Consider the following 15,441-nt stretch of genomic DNA (forward strand, 5'->3'; position numbering starts at 1 on the left):
GTTTTAAAACTTAAGCCTCAACCCACTTACCGTCTTGGTACACCAAAGACCATTTGGTTTGCTTGCCTTCAGCATTTTCAGAACCAATATATTGCGCTTGGTTTTTACGGCTGAATTTCACCAATGTAGGATTTCCTTCAGGATCGACATCCGGTGCTTGCAAGATGAACTGATATTTTGCATCCAACTGATCTGCGACAGAACGTAGTTCAGCCACTTTCGGTGCACGAGTTTCACGTACTTTCGGGAACTTACTTGCAGCTAAGAATAAACCTGCTGCGCCATCACGAAGGACAAAGAAGTCATCATGTTTGGTTGAGCGTAAGTGTTCCATTTTTATTGGATCTACACGTGGAGGTGCCGGCTGACCGCTCTTCAACACTTTACGTGTATTATCACAGCTATTACATGCAAAGTATGGACCGAAACGGCCTGTCTTCAATTGCATTTCGCCATCACATTTGTCGCACGGAATGGTTGGACCATCATACCCTTTGATTTTGAACTCACCTTCTTCAAGCTCAAAACCAGCACAGTCTGGGTTATTACCACAGATATGCAACTTACGCCCACCATCAATCACATAGCTATCCATGGCTGTTTCACAGATTGGACAGCGTTTTTTCGACATTAAATCTGCAGTTTCAGCCGAGTCATCGTCAGACAGTGCAGCTAATGATTCTACAGGTGTCAGGTTCAAAGTCCCCTTACAACGCTCTTTTGGAGGTAAGTTATAACCTGAACAACCCAAGAACACGCCTGTAGTCCCTGTACGAATCTGCATCGGACGATCACATTCTTTACAATGCACCGCATCCACTTCTACAGGTAAATTACGGCGCATGCCATTTTCACCCTGAGCTGTGGTTAAGCGTGTTTTAAAATCACCGTAGAAGCTATTGAGTAACTCTTTCCAGTTACGATCACCATCAGCGACTTTATCCAGCTGACCTTCAAGGTCTGCCGTGAATGCATAGTTCATCAAGTTATTAAAGTTTTCATCGAGACGGTCTGTCACGATTTCACCCATTTTCTCGGCGAACAAACGACGGTTATCAAGCTTCACATAACCACGGTCTTGAATGGTTGAGATAATCGCAGCATACGTCGATGGACGACCAATCCCTTTTTTCTCAAGCTCTTTGACCAAAGATGCTTCAGTGAAGCGCGCAGGTGGTTTAGTAAAGTGTTGCGATGGATCTAATTTTTCAAGCTTGAGTACTTCACCGACTTTTACAGCAGGAAGCAGTACATCATCATCCGATTTATTTTGACCACGAACTTTAGTGAAACCATCAAAGACCAATGTACGACCTTTGGCTTTGAGTTCGACACCATTGGCATTAACTAAAATCGTTGATGATAAATATTCTGCAGGGGTCATTTGACACGCAACGAACTGACGCCAGATCAGGTCATAAAGACGCTGTGCATCACGCTCTACACCCACCAAACTATCGCCTTTTAGCGCAACATTTGATGGACGAATCGCTTCATGGGCTTCTTGCGCACCAGCTTTATTGCCATAGCGATTTGGTTTAACCGGTAAATATTTTTGTCCAAACTCAGTTTCAATATGACCACGAACCATATTTACAGCGTCATCACTCAAGAATGTTGAGTCTGTACGCATATAAGTAATAAAGCCGGCTTCATATAACCGCTGTGCCAACATCATGGTTTTCTTCACAGAAAAACCTAAACGTGTACTTGCTGCTTGTTGCAATGTAGACGTGATGTAAGGCGCGCTTGGATTAACCTTGGTTGGTTTGTCTTCACGTGCTGAAACTGTGTAGTCGGCATCTTTAATCAGGTTCAGTAAAGCATCCGTTTCATCTTTATTGTGCAGTTTTAAAGTCTTGCCATTTTGCTTCACCGCTTCTAAGCGGATATCGTCTTTCTTCGACTTGGTATCTGCAAAAACTTGCCAAAATTCTTCTGGAACGAAGGCACGAATTTCACGTTCACGCTCAACCACAAGTTTAACAGCCACAGATTGCACACGACCTGCCGATAAACCACGGGCGATTTTTTCCCATAAGAGTGGCGAGATCATAAAGCCCACAATACGGTCGAGGAAACGACGGGCTTGTTGAGCATTGACTTTATCTGTATCGAGGCGAGAAGGATGTTTAAACGCTTCTTGAATAGCATTTTTGGTAATTTCGTTGAACACCACACGTTGATAACGTGAGTCGTCACCGCCAATCACTTCTTTTAAATGCCAAGCAATTGCTTCTCCTTCCCTATCCATATCCGTTGCGAGATAGACCTCGTCAACTTGCGATGCAAGCTTTTTCAGTTCCGCAACAACATGTTCTTTACCCGGTAGGACTTCGTACTGTGCCTTCCAGTCATTTTCAGGGTCTACACCCATACGATTAACCAAAGCTTTTTGTGCTTTTTTGGCTTTTTCAGCTTCAGTTAATTTTGCACGAGTTACTGGCTTTTTCTCTGCTGTTTTACTCGAGCCGCCTGTAGGTAAATCACGGACATGACCCACCGATGATTTTACGATGTAATCAGAGCCCAAATATTTATTGATTGTTTTCGCTTTTGCAGGCGATTCCACAATCACTAACGCACGCTTTTTCCCAGCATCGGCAGATTTTGCTGTGGTACTTTTAGATGTGGACCGAGGAGCGTTCGCCATAGTTAACCATCATTCCTGTTTAATAGGTTTTTTAAAATTTAAAGTTCAGCCAATGAATGTAAAAATGCTTTCATATCTTCAAGCTGTGTGGCTCTTAAGTCAGATTCTTCGTTCCAATAGAGTCCTACACAGTTTGCCTGCATATCAATAGCATAAATGCCCTTTAATGTAATGGCTAAATCCTTGAACTTGTCATCACCATGCACCAGTTCAAGTTTGTCATCGACTACTAAAGCACGCATTAAAGGCAAACGCGCATCTGGAATCAGCACACTGTAATACGCTACCATACTGGCACGTTTTTCAGATGCCATTGGAATCTTGGTCCAAGCAGGTGCAGCCACTAAACGTGGGTGCAGCCCCATCTTACGCGCCTTCTCACGCATAATGCCCAAGGCTTTTTCTCTAGGATTTACTCGAAGTCCAAAAATCGACCCAAGTACAAAGACCACAATAAAAACGGTAACCCAGATTCCAGTATTTTCCATAGCACAACCTTTATATTCCTTTATTAGAGTTGCATAAGCGCAATATAAAACGCAAGCATGCTTAATGAATAATATTAGTTAGCAATATCGGGCTATAACTAACTTGCCGTTTACTATTAACCTCTATCAATCTATATTTCCTCAATAATTCTAATGAGTTAATAACATCATCTTCAGGCAAACATCTCTTTAAAATACTAGTAAAACCACTTAAAGATTTAGGAGGAGTATGGTTATTTACATCCATATGAGCGAGTAATTTATTTCTTATCTCAATCAATTTTTGCTCAATAGTTTCAGCAGTTTCAGCAGTTTCAGCAGTTTCAGCAGTTTCAGCAGTTTCAGCAGTTTCAGCAGTTTCAGCAGTTTGTTTATTTGATTTCAAAAACTTCTGCAAACTTGGATCTTGATAAAATATTTTACTATTATCCAAGCGGATAATTTTGTGTTTTTTTAATAACTCAACTAAAACCTTGGCAACATCATCACTCACTTTAAGTATAGCTTTAAGTGAGTTTAATAAACTTTCTAACTTTGCAGGTCTAGCTGCATTTTTTGTTAAATATTCACAATATTGAAAAATTAGCTCACCCACATTTTGCTCAGCTTTCACTTCGTTAATTACATGAGCAGAAACTAGCGGCTTTTCATGAATAATTTTAGCTTCAAATTTAGCTATTTTTAATAAATCAACAACATACCCCATGGAATGATCATTAGACATAACATCAAAACTAAATTCCTTAGCCGAAACTTGTGTAGAAAGTTGGCCTGCAATAAATGTTAGTCCAAAATCAGCTGCATCCTTCCCAATCTTTGGCATTTTTAATACTTTTAGTTTGCCATTCATAATAAATGGAGAGAGCTTAACCAAACCATCCAAGCTAAAACTTATTGGAGACTTGGCGTAAACTAAATAAATAGATGAGTATTGCTTTAAATAAGTTAGCAACTCATTTTCAGTTTTATGCAAATTTTCAATATCAAGTAATAATATTTTTTTCATAGCTCACACATTTAATTATTTTATATTAATTCAGGAACATCTCGTGGCTATACAGCACTTCGTGACCATTCCAATAGATATATCCTTTTTCGATCAACTCTTTAAGTAATAATCGAACGTCAGATTGTGGGAACATTTGCTCCAATAAATCACGTAAGGCATAGATATCTTTTGGTTTATCTGACTTTAATTCATGCAATTTTCGGATCACTTCCATTTGCACCGGGTCAATTTTATTGAAATTTTTAAATAAGCCTTGCTGTGCAGCCTGAATCATCGACGCCGTATCATCAGTATTTGAGGTTTGATCTTCGAGTGAAGCAGTAAATGCATTCAGGTCTGTTTTTATGGGCAATGCTGTTTCAGCAGTCGCATTTAAATCTAGCTGCACCCATTGTTTGAGTACTTTTTTTCGAATCGAGATCTGCTCATCAAAGCGTTTGACGATTTTTAGATTGATCAACATACCGACCAAATGCTGAGCTTTTTCGCTAGAGACTTGCAAAATATTCATTAGTGAGTTTTTCAGTTTATCCAAACTGTTGGGTTTGCCACTGAGTTTTTCCAGACCATCACAATAGTGTTTAATCAGTAATAAATCAGGTTTATTCCGAATGGTTTCCAGGTCAGGAATTTTATATTTCACTTTATGTGAAACTTCTTGTTCTGTCTGAATTTGAATAAGATGTGCGCTGAGTCCAGAGCCGTTCAATTGTTCCATCAATAATTCAATATCAGGCATTGCTGAAATCACTTCAATATGCGCATCTAGATCCATCAAGGCCATCAGTTGCCCCACAATCACCGCATATTCAAATTCTTTTTGCGGCGTTTCTGGAATATCCAAAACCACCAATTGGCCACTCGCGATCCACCCTGCAATTTCAGTCAAATCTTCAAGTGCATATTCAAATTTTCCGCTGCAGCTAAACACATACAAAGTACTGTAATGTTCAATGATATTGCGCAATAGATTTGCTGTGGGCAGGTTATTTTCCAAATCTAGCAGGACAACTTTTTGACTCATGAGATGAAATAATGGGTTTCGATCAGCAGATGCGGTGCATTAGACCTGTCACGCTGCAAAAGGTCAAATAAATTTACACCAATCCACAGCTTTGGCGCTGATTCGTCATCTGCCTGTCATTCAAAATCGACATTAATAATGCGGTGGGCGGTTGGTCATCGGGTCAAATGCCGCGATGCCTTCAGATAAATCTGCCGATTCAATACGACGATACAACATCTGCATTTGTTTCTTTAAATCAGCGATTTCGGCGTTTTGACGCGCAACTTGATCATTCAGTTGGTCAACTAAATCATCTAAAAATGCAATTCGGACTTGCAAATCTTCAATGGGTGCGGAAAATGACGCCTGTTCATCAAGATTTTGTTGTGTAGTCAATTTACACTCCTCATATAAGATTTCAGGAAACATTATGGCCTATATTACTTTAAGGGACGTCCAGCTTGCATTTGGCGGACCTTCCCTACTCGATGGCGCGAACTTCAGTTTAGAACGTGGCGAGCGAGTATGTCTAATCGGTCGTAATGGTGAAGGTAAGTCTACTTTACTTAAACTGATTGAGGGAACTTTATTGCCAGATGGCGGTGAAGTTTCATTGCAAAATGGCATTACGATTTCAATGCTTGCGCAAGATGTACCCATGGATTCGGGCAAAGTCGCTGATATTGTAGCCGATGGTGCTGGTGAAGCTGCAACTGTTCTACGTGCTTATCATGAAGCCAGCGAAGCCTGCGTACTCGGCGATATGAACGCCTGTGAGCGCATGGGTAACCTACAACATCAGATGGATCAAATGGATGGCTGGTCACTTGAAACCAAGGTGAATGCTATCCTCAGTAAAATGGGCCTAGACCCAGAAGCTGACCTTGCAGATTTGTCTGGTGGTCGTAAGCGTCGTGTTCTATTGGCACGTGCTCTCTTAACGCAGCCCGATGTATTGCTACTCGACGAACCAACCAACCATTTGGACGTTGAAAGTATTGAATGGCTCGAAAAATTCTTACTCGATCAAAACAACTTAACCCTGTTGTTTATTTCGCATGACCGTTCATTTGTCGATAGCATCGCAACCCGTATTGTGGAACTTGACCGCGGCATTTTGCGTAGCTATGAAGGTAACTATTCACGTTACCTCGAACTTAAAGCTCAGCAAATGGAAGCGGAAGAAAAGCAAAATGCGCTATTCGATAAAAAACTCGCTGAAGAAGAAGTGTGGATTCGTCAGGGCATTAAAGCGCGTCGTACCCGTAACGAAGGTCGTGTTCGTGCCTTAAAAGCGTTGCGTGAAGAGTCTAAAGCACGTCGTTCACAACAAGGCAAAGTGAGCATGGCAACGCAAGATGCGCAGCGCTCAGGTAAAGTGATCTTTGAAATTGAAAACTTAGCTGTGCAATTTGGCAACAGCGCACCAATCATCAAAGACTTCTCGGCACTGGTATTACGTGGTGACCGTATCGGCTTAGTCGGTGACAACGGTGTGGGTAAAACCACTCTTATCAAAGCTATTTTGGGTGAGCAAGAACATACTGGTACAGTAAAAACAGGTACACAGCTTGAAGTTGCTTACTTTGATCAGCTTCGAAATGCACTTGATCTTGAAAAATCAGTGAAAGATAATGTCTCTGAAGGCTCAGACCATGTCGATGTCAATGGTAGCCGTCGTCACATCTACAGTTATTTACAAGACTTTTTATTCTCTCCAGAACGCGCACGTACACCAGTTAAAGCACTGTCTGGGGGTGAGCGTAACCGTATTCTGTTGGCGAAACTGCTACTGAAACCATCGAACCTTATCGTGATGGACGAACCGACCAACGACTTGGATATGGTAACTCTTGAACTGTTGGAAGAAATGCTCGGCGCTTACAAAGGCACACTGTTACTGATTTCGCATGACCGTGCCTTTATGGACAACGTGGTGACGTCGACTTGGGTCTTTGATGGTAAAGGTCAAATCGATGAATACATCGGTGGTTACCAAGACTATTTGGAACAGCGTCCTGACCAAACTGTCGTAGATCAAAAAAGCGATGTAAAAAAAGCCATGGCTAAAGCCGAAGCCGCGGCTGCCGCTGCCGTACCTAAAAAAGTCAAGCTCAGTTACAAAGACCAACGTGCCCTAGAACAACTGCCGACTGAAATTGAAGCATTGGAACAAGAGCAAGCTGAATTGTCTGAAAAATTAGCCAACGGTTCTTGGTTTATGACTGACGCCGATGCTGCGACCAAAGCATCACAGCGTCTTGCTGAAATTGATGACGAAATGCTAGAAAAAATGGAACGTTTAGATGAGCTAGAAACGCTCGCTAAAGGCTAAATCTACAAATATTCCATACAGAAAAAGCCGTATTTCGATACGGCTTTTTTTATGTCATATGACTCGACTGAATTATTAGATCGGATGACTCAGTTTCAAATTGGAGCATACAGCGTCTGTAAAGACGATTCCGCTAATGTGAAAAGCTTGCTATGGTGACGCTCAACATTAGATTGAGTCACGAGCATGCAAATTTCAGATCAAATTGTCTTGGTTACAGGAGGCGCACGTGGCCTCGGTTTGGCGATTAGCCAAACTTTAATTGCTGAAGGCGCACGCGTGGTCGTGAACTATCTATCCAGTCAAACTGCGGCAGAACAGTTGGCGACCGCATTTCCTCAGCAAGTGTTTGCCTATCAAGCAGATGTCACTGATAAAGCTCAAGTAGAACAGCTTTTTGCCACAGCAGAAGCACATTTTGGTACCGCGATCACCTCTGTCGTAAATAATGCCCTCATCCATTTTCAATTTAATGGCGATGCCCGTCCTAAAATGGAAGAACTGACTGCACAGCACTTACAGCAACAGTTTGATGGCGCAGTCGTCGCTGCACTCAACACCACGCAAGCGGCGCTTCCCAAGATGAAAGCACAGGGTTTTGGTCGCATTGTCAATATTGGTACCAACCTGGTACAAAACCCTGTCGTGCCTTACCACGACTACACTGCAGCAAAGGCAGCTCTGTTGGCCTTCACCCGCACAGCGGCGCATGAGCTAGGTGAGTTTGGGATTAACATCAATATGCTTTCAGGTGGCTTATTACAAAGCACCGATGCCAGTAAAGCCACACCCGATGCCGTGTTTGATTTAATTGCGGCATCGACACCTTTACGCACAGTGACCACGCCTGAAGAATTTGCTGCAGCCATCATGATGTTCTTGTCCCCTTACTCACGTGCGGTCACAGGGCAGAATTTGATTGTCGATGGCGGTTTAGTCAAAGGTTAAGGCTAGCGCAGCATGAGGTTGAACTTTCTCTTTCAATTCAGCTTCATGCTAAACTGAACCCTATTTTTTAATCTTTGATTTAGCCCTATGAGTCAAAAGCCAACATATCAACCCGGAAAATTCCAATGGTCTTTCTTACTTCCTCAGTATTGGGGAATATGGATAGGGATTGTATTTCTTATGATTTTGGCGATTCTTCCATGGGCAGTTCAGTATCGACTTGGGCAATTCCTCGGTTCTGTTGCATTTAACAATCTTAAGTCACGTCGTAAAACCACGATTCGCAACATGGAAGTTTGCTTTCCTGAATGGACGGCAGAACAAGTTGAGGCCAATGCAAGACAGGTTTTTATCGACCAAATGATTGGCATTTTTGAAACTTTAAATGCATGGTACAGTCCGCAGTGGTTCAAAAATCGGGTGCAAATTGAAGGCTTAGAGCATATTCAAAATGCACAAGCTGAAGGCAAAGGTATTTTGCTCCTCGGCACACATTCTACCCTGCTCGATGCTGGTGGCTATTTATGCGCACAGTTCTTTGAACCGGATGTGGTTTATCGTCCACAAAATAATCCGCTGTTGGATATGTTGATTGTGCGTTGCCGTGCCACCATCTATGCCAACCAAATCGACCATGATGATATGCGTGGCTTGATTCGTAATCTGAAAAATGCCCATGCCATTTGGTACAGTCCCGATCAGGACTTTGGTTTAAAACAAGGGGTCATGGCACCATTTTTTGGTACTCCAGCAGCCACTGTTACTGCGCATCGTCGCTTATTAAAAATTGCTAAAGCCGTGGCGATCCCGTTGTATTTTTATCGAGACGGCGACATCAGCAACCCTCAATATCATGTATTGATTGAACCTGCTTTGGACAATTTTCCGAGTGACGATGAAGTTTCGGATGCTATTCGAACCAATAAAATTATTGAAAATCAGCTACGAATCGCACCGACACAATACATGTGGTTCCATCGCCGCTTTAAAACCCGCCCACAAGGCTATGACAAAATCTATTGAGTTCAACTCAGCACATAAAAAAGAGAAATGCTATGAAAGTAATGCAGCTTTTACCTGAATTGAACAGTGGTGGTGTCGAGCGAGGAACCTTAGAAATAGCTCGTGCTTTAGTGACCGCCGGTCATGAGTCCTTAGTGGTTTCAAATGGTGGTCGCATGGTAACTCAATTGGAAGCTGAAGATTCAACTCACCTCACGCTCGCAATCCATAAAAAAGCCTTATCAAGCTTATGGCAAATTCGTCCTCTACGTAAACTGATTGAGCAACATCAACCAGACATCGTGCATGTGCGCTCACGTGTCCCTGCGTGGCTCACGCATTTTGCCCTCAAAGGGATTCCTGCAAACAAGCGACCTCACCTGATTTCAACTGTACATGGTTTTTATTCGATTAATCGCTATAGTCAAATCATGACGCAGGCTGAAAAAGTCATTGCGGTCTCGGATAGTGTTGTCAAATACATCACGGACAACTACAAAAACTGTCCTACCAAGGACATTGTGCGTATTTATCGTGGCATTGACCCCGCTGCTTTTCCACATGGTTATCAACCCTCAGCACAGTGGCTCAATCAAACCCTAAAAGATTTCCCTGAACTAGAAAATAAGCGTCTGATTTGCTTACCAGGCCGTATCACCCGTTTGAAAGGTCATGAAACCCTGATCCATTTAATGGAACAGCTACAAACACAGTATCCCGACGTACATGCGGTGGTGGTCGGTGGTGCAGATCCGAAAAAAGCGGCTTATTTACAAGAAATGCAAGACAGTATTGCGGCTAAAGGGCTGAGTGATCGGATTACTTTTGTCGGTCATCGTTCAGATATCCGTGAATGGTTAGCTTTTAGCGATTTGGTTTTATCTTTGTCGAGCCAAGCGGAAACCTTTGGACGGACAGTACTTGAAGCACTGTCTGTAGGTACACCTGTAATCGGTTGGAACCGTGGTGGCGTAGCTGAAATTTTATCGAATGTCTATCCGCAAGGTTTAGTCACTGTCGATGATGAAACACAATTACTCAATACCTTAAAGTTGCATTTAGACCAACCACAACACGTGCAGCCTATCAGTATGTTTAGTTTAAAAGAGATGTGTGACCAGACTTTGGAGTTGTATACACAAGTAGCCTCTCAGCATTCAGCTTAATTGACTCCTCGCCATAGATCTTTGCTGTGCAGGATAACGCTCGGGAAATATTTTTAATTCAGCAACTCGATCATCATCTAGAAAGGATATTGTGAAGTGCACAATATCCTTTTTTATTATGATTGACTCAATGGTGATTCAACCCTTCCATACTCGGTATCGGGCCATTAACCAGAGGATTAGCGGCAGTAACAATACATTCAAAATATGTTGCAAACTTTGCCCTATACGCCAATAGCCTCTATCTAAAATATCATGCCGTGCATTAAACAACTCCAACCCCACTGCGACGACTACAACGGTCCAAATCGCATAATGTGATTTCAATTGGCGGTGGTGGCAAAAGGCCACAAAAACGAACAGGATTAAGCCAAGGTAAATGGAAAGTGCATCGGTAGATAAGTGTGTAATCTGCAATATTTTCTGGTGCCATTCGGACAGCATAGAACGCCTCATACCTATATTTTTATTGGAAATTCATCTCTTTTTTCTTGGCACACTGTATAAAGAAATTGATCAAAAGAAAAGCAAAAATATGTATATCACAAAAGCAAAACCCGAGTTCTGCATCCTGCAAAACTCGGGTCTATGAGGTTGTGCTTTCACAAGTATTCTTTTTATTTTTTATTGGCTTTCCTTTCCTGCATCCGTTCCGTGATGCTTCCATCGGCTTCGTCTTCCTTAGTGGGATGTTCCGTTCCCAGTTCCATGTGCCGATGAACAAAGAATAAGTCAATACACTTGACCTGACCATTCGTCAGAAGCCGAAAGCTGTGTAAGCTATTTCTTACACTTTTCTCTTAAATCAAACAAAATCAAGGTGCCTTCGTACCATCCTTATAATCACGGGCGATTTCATCAGTCACAATCTTCTCCTCTTCCTCAGCTTTTTCTATACCCTCCTGAATAGCCTCTTGCGCTTCTTGTTCATCTTCATCTGTTTGCTCTAATTCTTCTTGGATTTGCTCAAATACCCTGCCTGTTTGCAACACCACATAGACGGGAAAATGGTCTGAACCGATATTGGGCAAGCGTTCCATATGTACCAATGCAAAATCTGTACTATGAAAAATATGGTCGAGCGACCAACGCAGCAGTGGATAATTCGCATGAAAGGTATTTACGAAATGACGTCCAACACGCGGGTCTAAAAGCCCACTGATTCGTTGAAAGAGTCGTGTAGTACGTGACCATGCCACATCATTCAGGTCCCCCATAACGATGCAACTTTCATCTAAATCTTTAATCTGATCGCCCACAATCAGCAATTCTGCATCGCGTAAAGTTGAATCTTTGGCTTCTGTTGGACTTGGCGGTTTGGGATGTAAACAATACAGTTGAACCTGATTTCCTGATGCTAAGGTGACTCGGGTATGGATCGAAGGAATTTCATCACTGAGAATAAATTTGACTTCAGTTTCACTAAGTTCTAACTTGCTATACAAATGCATCCCATACAAATTATCCAAAGGTACGGGTACGCGGTAAGGATAATCAGCCTCAATCACTGCCAATTCATTTTGCCAAGTTTGATCGGTTTCTAGCGTGAGTACTAAGTCAGGTTGATGCTTTTGTATTTGTGCCAATAATAAGTGATATTGAGTATTCGGCGTGAGTACATTGGAGACAATGATTGAAATCTGTTTTTGTGTATCTAACTGGTCTGATCGGAGTCGTTTGACTTGTTTTTTCCACAGAAAGGTATAAGGCAAAACCATTTTCAATTGATATGCCAAGGCGGCAATCAACCCAATTAAAATGATTTCACGCGCCAAGTCCCATTCGGCATTCCATAAAATTAAGCCCATGAAGGCAAATATACCCAAAGCCAAGATTTGCAGCCGCGGAAAATCTGCACCACGAAACCACCATTCATCTCGTGGGATCAGTGACCAAAATGTCAACCAAATGACGAAGCCCGCCAGTATTTCAATCCAAATCATCACGCCTCCCTTATATTCTTTATTTTTTATTGATTCATAAATTTATATCAGTTTTGCATGTAACATAAACAAGATATATTGCACAATATTATTGGTGTTTTCATTATGTAGCGCTTGCAGTTATGCGCCCTTTTGGTACACTCGAACCCCCTTTTATTTTTTAACGCACCGAGGCAAAGTGACATGAAAGTAGGTCTGGTCGGTTGGCGCGGGATGGTTGGTTCCGTCCTTATGCAACGTATGGTTGAAGAAAACGATTTCGCTCATTTCGAACCGTTTTATTTCTCTACCAGTAATGCAGGTGGTGAAGCCCCTGCGTTTGGTGGTAAGACTGCCCCAGCACTTATGGATGCAACGGACATTGATAGTCTGAAGCAAATGGATGTCATTATCACCTGCCAAGGTGGCGATTATACGACTGAAGTTTTCCCTAAGCTTAAAGCTGAAAACTGGAATGGTTACTGGATCGATGCGGCATCGACTTTACGTATGGATGATGAAGCGATCATCGTACTTGACCCAGTAAACATGAACGTAATCAAAGACGGCTTAGTAAAAGGCACAAAAACATTCGTGGGCGGTAACTGTACCGTTTCATTGATGTTAATGGGTTTAGGCGGTCTATTCCAAAATAATTTAGTGGAATGGGCAACGTCTATGACGTATCAAGCGGCTTCTGGTGCAGGCGCGCAAAACATGCGTGAACTGATTTCAGGTATGGGCTACTTGTACAACAATACCAAAGATTTGCTAGATGACCCACGTTCACCAATTTTAGATATCGATTCTAAAATTGCACAGTTACAACGTGGCGAAGGTTTCCCATCTGCAAACTTCGGTGTGCCTTTAGCAGGTTCGCTCATTCCTTATATCGACAAACAGCTTGAAAGCGGTCAGTCGAAAGAAGAATGGAAAGGTCAAGTTGAAACCAACAAGATCTTAGGCAACCAGCAAATCGTTCCAATCGATGGACACTGTGTCCGTATTGGTGCGATGCGTTGTCACTCACAAGCATTGACTTTAAAACTTCGTAAAGATGTGCCACTAGATGAAATCGAAGATATCATCGCTAGTGCCAACGATTGGTCTAAAGTGGTGCCAAATACGCGTGAAGCTTCAATGACTGATCTGACTCCTGTTGCTGTAACTGGCACCTTGTCTGTTCCAGTTGGTCGTCTACGTAAGCTCAACATGGGTAAAGAATACCTAGGTGCATTCACTGTGGGTGACCAATTGCTTTGGGGTGCTGCTGAACCTTTACGTCGTATGCTAAGAATTCTCATTGATTATAAAAATGCTTAAGCATTTTTAAGTCTCTGAACAAGAAGCCGATCACAATTGATCGGCTTTTTTATGTAACTGTCGTGTAAATATTTTACAATTCTTCGACAACTCGCTAATCTATAATTTTCGCCATGCGACATATATTCGAGCTAAAGATTAAGATGACCGTATATAACAAATTAAAGATCGCCATTTTAGCCGTTATTGCATCTCAAAACATTCAAGCGATCAGCATTGATCCTGTACAAGTCCAGTCAGCACCCGGGGAATTGCTGTACGCTGAGATTCATTTTCGCCACTCAAATACATCTGTGCCGCTCAATGCAAGTTTAGCCACGGCAGAGGATTTATTGAGTATGGGTACAGGGCATCAACCACCGGGGCATTTAAACTTCTTCACGCGTCGTGATGGTGCGGGCAATGGGGTAATTACCATTACCTCTTCGCGTCCAGTGACCGATGCTGAGCTTAATTTTATTGTCAATATTAAAGAAGGTAATGCTTCACGCCTGCAACAAATTCGCACACCATTAAAACGCAATCCAGCGCCGTCGAATGCGACTCAAACCCGTGCCAATGAGCGTGCTTTAGCACCTGTCTTGATCGTAAATGAAAAAGAAATTGCCTTAAATTTACCTGTTAGCACCCTCTACACCGCAAAAGCACCTGTAGCTGCAGAACACCCCTTATTACTCAGTACCAAAGAACCGCCAAAGTTAGCACAATTAGCAACGTCAACGCCTGTTGCGATTGAACCTGTCACGCATGTGCAAAATTATAGTGTTACGCCTGCGGAGCAACATAGCGGAAGTACTTCATCAGGTTCTGAAACATCAATTTCGCAAGTTACAAAAACCAATTCAACCGGCTCTGTCAGTTCAGAAATGCAAGCTGCAACAGCATCAACTGCAAGATCTCAAGACCCATTGGCACAAAAATTTGCTGCGGAGCAGGCAGCACAAAAACGTGAAAATCCAACAACGACAGCTCAAACAGCATCTACACCAAAACCAACAAGTACTGCGGCTGCATCGACAGCAACACCAGCGGCAAAATATGTGGTTCGCTCGAATGAAAGCCTTTGGGGGATTGCCTCACGTATTGCGACAGAACAAAACCGCCCTGTTTCTGAAGTCATGCAACAGATTAAAAACAGCAACGAACATGCATTCATTCAAGGCGATGTAAACCGTCTGCGCCGTGGTGCGGCTTTAAATCTGCATGGTATGCAGCAAGCAAAACAGCCTGTCAAAGTCTCTGCGGCAGAACTTGCCAAAGTGCCTTCGAAGCAGTCAGGCAAAACCAAATACCGCTTGAATCAAGCTGAAATGAGTCTGGTTGCAGAGAAAGCGCAAGATTCGGCACAATCTTCTGCCAACAGTGCAGCAGAAAAGAATAAAACTTCGAAAGAGTTGTCATTAAAAGTTATGACATCTCGTGAAAAAACCGTTAAATTACAGAGAAACGTAACTCAATTAGAATTGGCGCTAAATCAAAAGGATCACAGAATTCAATTATTAAATGCTCGTCTTGCTCAACTGCAACAACAGTTGAAAGCTCAACAAGCAGATAAAAGAAGCCAATAAACTAAAACGTTACCAATCAAG

Annotated in this window: 12 protein-coding genes; 6 read left to right on the forward strand and 6 right to left on the reverse strand. The window is 42.3% G+C overall.

Features of this window, described 5'->3' with window-relative positions:
* Window positions 1-10: 10 nt before the first annotated feature.
* The 5 genes from topA to FTU12_RS00945 all read right to left on the reverse strand — a co-directional run bounded on the left by topA (window position 11) and on the right by FTU12_RS00945 (window position 5,552).
* On the reverse strand, window positions 11-2,653 hold the full coding sequence (gene topA / locus FTU12_RS00925; protein WP_180113555.1) for a type I DNA topoisomerase: 2,643 nt from the start codon (window positions 2,651-2,653) through the stop codon (window positions 11-13).
* A 38-nt stretch (window positions 2,654-2,691) separates the two neighbouring features.
* Window positions 2,692-3,141: an ammonium transporter gene (locus tag FTU12_RS00930; protein WP_180005286.1), complete on the reverse strand. Its 450-nt coding sequence runs from the start codon at window positions 3,139-3,141 to the stop codon at window positions 2,692-2,694.
* Between the two features lie 61 nt (window positions 3,142-3,202).
* Window positions 3,203-4,147, reverse strand: coding sequence for a PIN domain-containing protein (locus FTU12_RS00935; RefSeq protein WP_180113556.1), 945 nt, complete (start codon window positions 4,145-4,147; stop codon window positions 3,203-3,205).
* A 25-nt stretch (window positions 4,148-4,172) separates the two neighbouring features.
* The gene (locus FTU12_RS00940; protein WP_180113557.1) at window positions 4,173-5,174 is read right to left on the reverse strand and encodes a hypothetical protein; all 1,002 of its coding nucleotides are present in this window, start codon (window positions 5,172-5,174) and stop codon (window positions 4,173-4,175) included.
* Between the two features lie 132 nt (window positions 5,175-5,306).
* Window positions 5,307-5,552: a SlyX family protein gene (locus FTU12_RS00945; protein WP_078189840.1), complete on the reverse strand. Its 246-nt coding sequence runs from the start codon at window positions 5,550-5,552 to the stop codon at window positions 5,307-5,309.
* A gap of 34 nt (window positions 5,553-5,586) precedes the next feature.
* Here FTU12_RS00945 and FTU12_RS00950 point away from each other — a divergent pair, with 34 nt between their 5' ends.
* The 4 genes from FTU12_RS00950 to FTU12_RS00965 all read left to right on the forward strand — a co-directional run bounded on the left by FTU12_RS00950 (window position 5,587) and on the right by FTU12_RS00965 (window position 10,607).
* Window positions 5,587-7,491 carry an ATP-binding cassette domain-containing protein gene (locus FTU12_RS00950; RefSeq protein WP_180113558.1) on the forward strand — a complete coding sequence of 635 codons (1,905 nt, stop codon included), beginning with the start codon at window positions 5,587-5,589 and terminating at the stop codon, window positions 7,489-7,491.
* 186 nt (window positions 7,492-7,677) lie between these two features.
* Window positions 7,678-8,439, forward strand: coding sequence for a 3-oxoacyl-ACP reductase (locus FTU12_RS00955; protein ID WP_180113559.1), 762 nt, complete (start codon window positions 7,678-7,680; stop codon window positions 8,437-8,439).
* A gap of 87 nt (window positions 8,440-8,526) precedes the next feature.
* A complete protein-coding gene (locus FTU12_RS00960) occupies window positions 8,527-9,462 on the forward strand; it encodes a lauroyl acyltransferase (protein WP_180113560.1) in 936 nt (311 codons plus the stop codon).
* A gap of 32 nt (window positions 9,463-9,494) precedes the next feature.
* Window positions 9,495-10,607 carry a glycosyltransferase family 4 protein gene (locus FTU12_RS00965; RefSeq protein WP_180113561.1) on the forward strand — a complete coding sequence of 371 codons (1,113 nt, stop codon included), beginning with the start codon at window positions 9,495-9,497 and terminating at the stop codon, window positions 10,605-10,607.
* A gap of 815 nt (window positions 10,608-11,422) precedes the next feature.
* Here FTU12_RS00965 and FTU12_RS00970 read toward each other — a convergent pair.
* On the reverse strand, window positions 11,423-12,550 hold the full coding sequence (locus tag FTU12_RS00970; RefSeq protein WP_180113562.1) for an endonuclease/exonuclease/phosphatase family protein: 1,128 nt from the start codon (window positions 12,548-12,550) through the stop codon (window positions 11,423-11,425).
* 183 nt (window positions 12,551-12,733) lie between these two features.
* Between FTU12_RS00970 and asd the strand changes: the two genes are divergently transcribed.
* Window positions 12,734-13,852, forward strand: coding sequence for an aspartate-semialdehyde dehydrogenase (asd, locus tag FTU12_RS00975; protein ID WP_180005293.1), 1,119 nt, complete (start codon window positions 12,734-12,736; stop codon window positions 13,850-13,852).
* Window positions 13,853-13,995: 143 nt separating this feature from the next.
* Window positions 13,996-15,420 (forward strand): hypothetical protein, encoded by a 1,425-nt coding sequence (locus FTU12_RS00980; RefSeq protein ID WP_180113563.1) that lies wholly within the window; start codon window positions 13,996-13,998, stop codon window positions 15,418-15,420.
* Window positions 15,421-15,441 lie beyond the last annotated feature (21 nt).

The sequence above is a fragment of the Acinetobacter sp. YH12063 genome (assembly GCF_013419715.1).
In the GTDB taxonomy this organism is placed as follows: domain Bacteria; phylum Pseudomonadota; class Gammaproteobacteria; order Pseudomonadales; family Moraxellaceae; genus Acinetobacter; species Acinetobacter amyesii.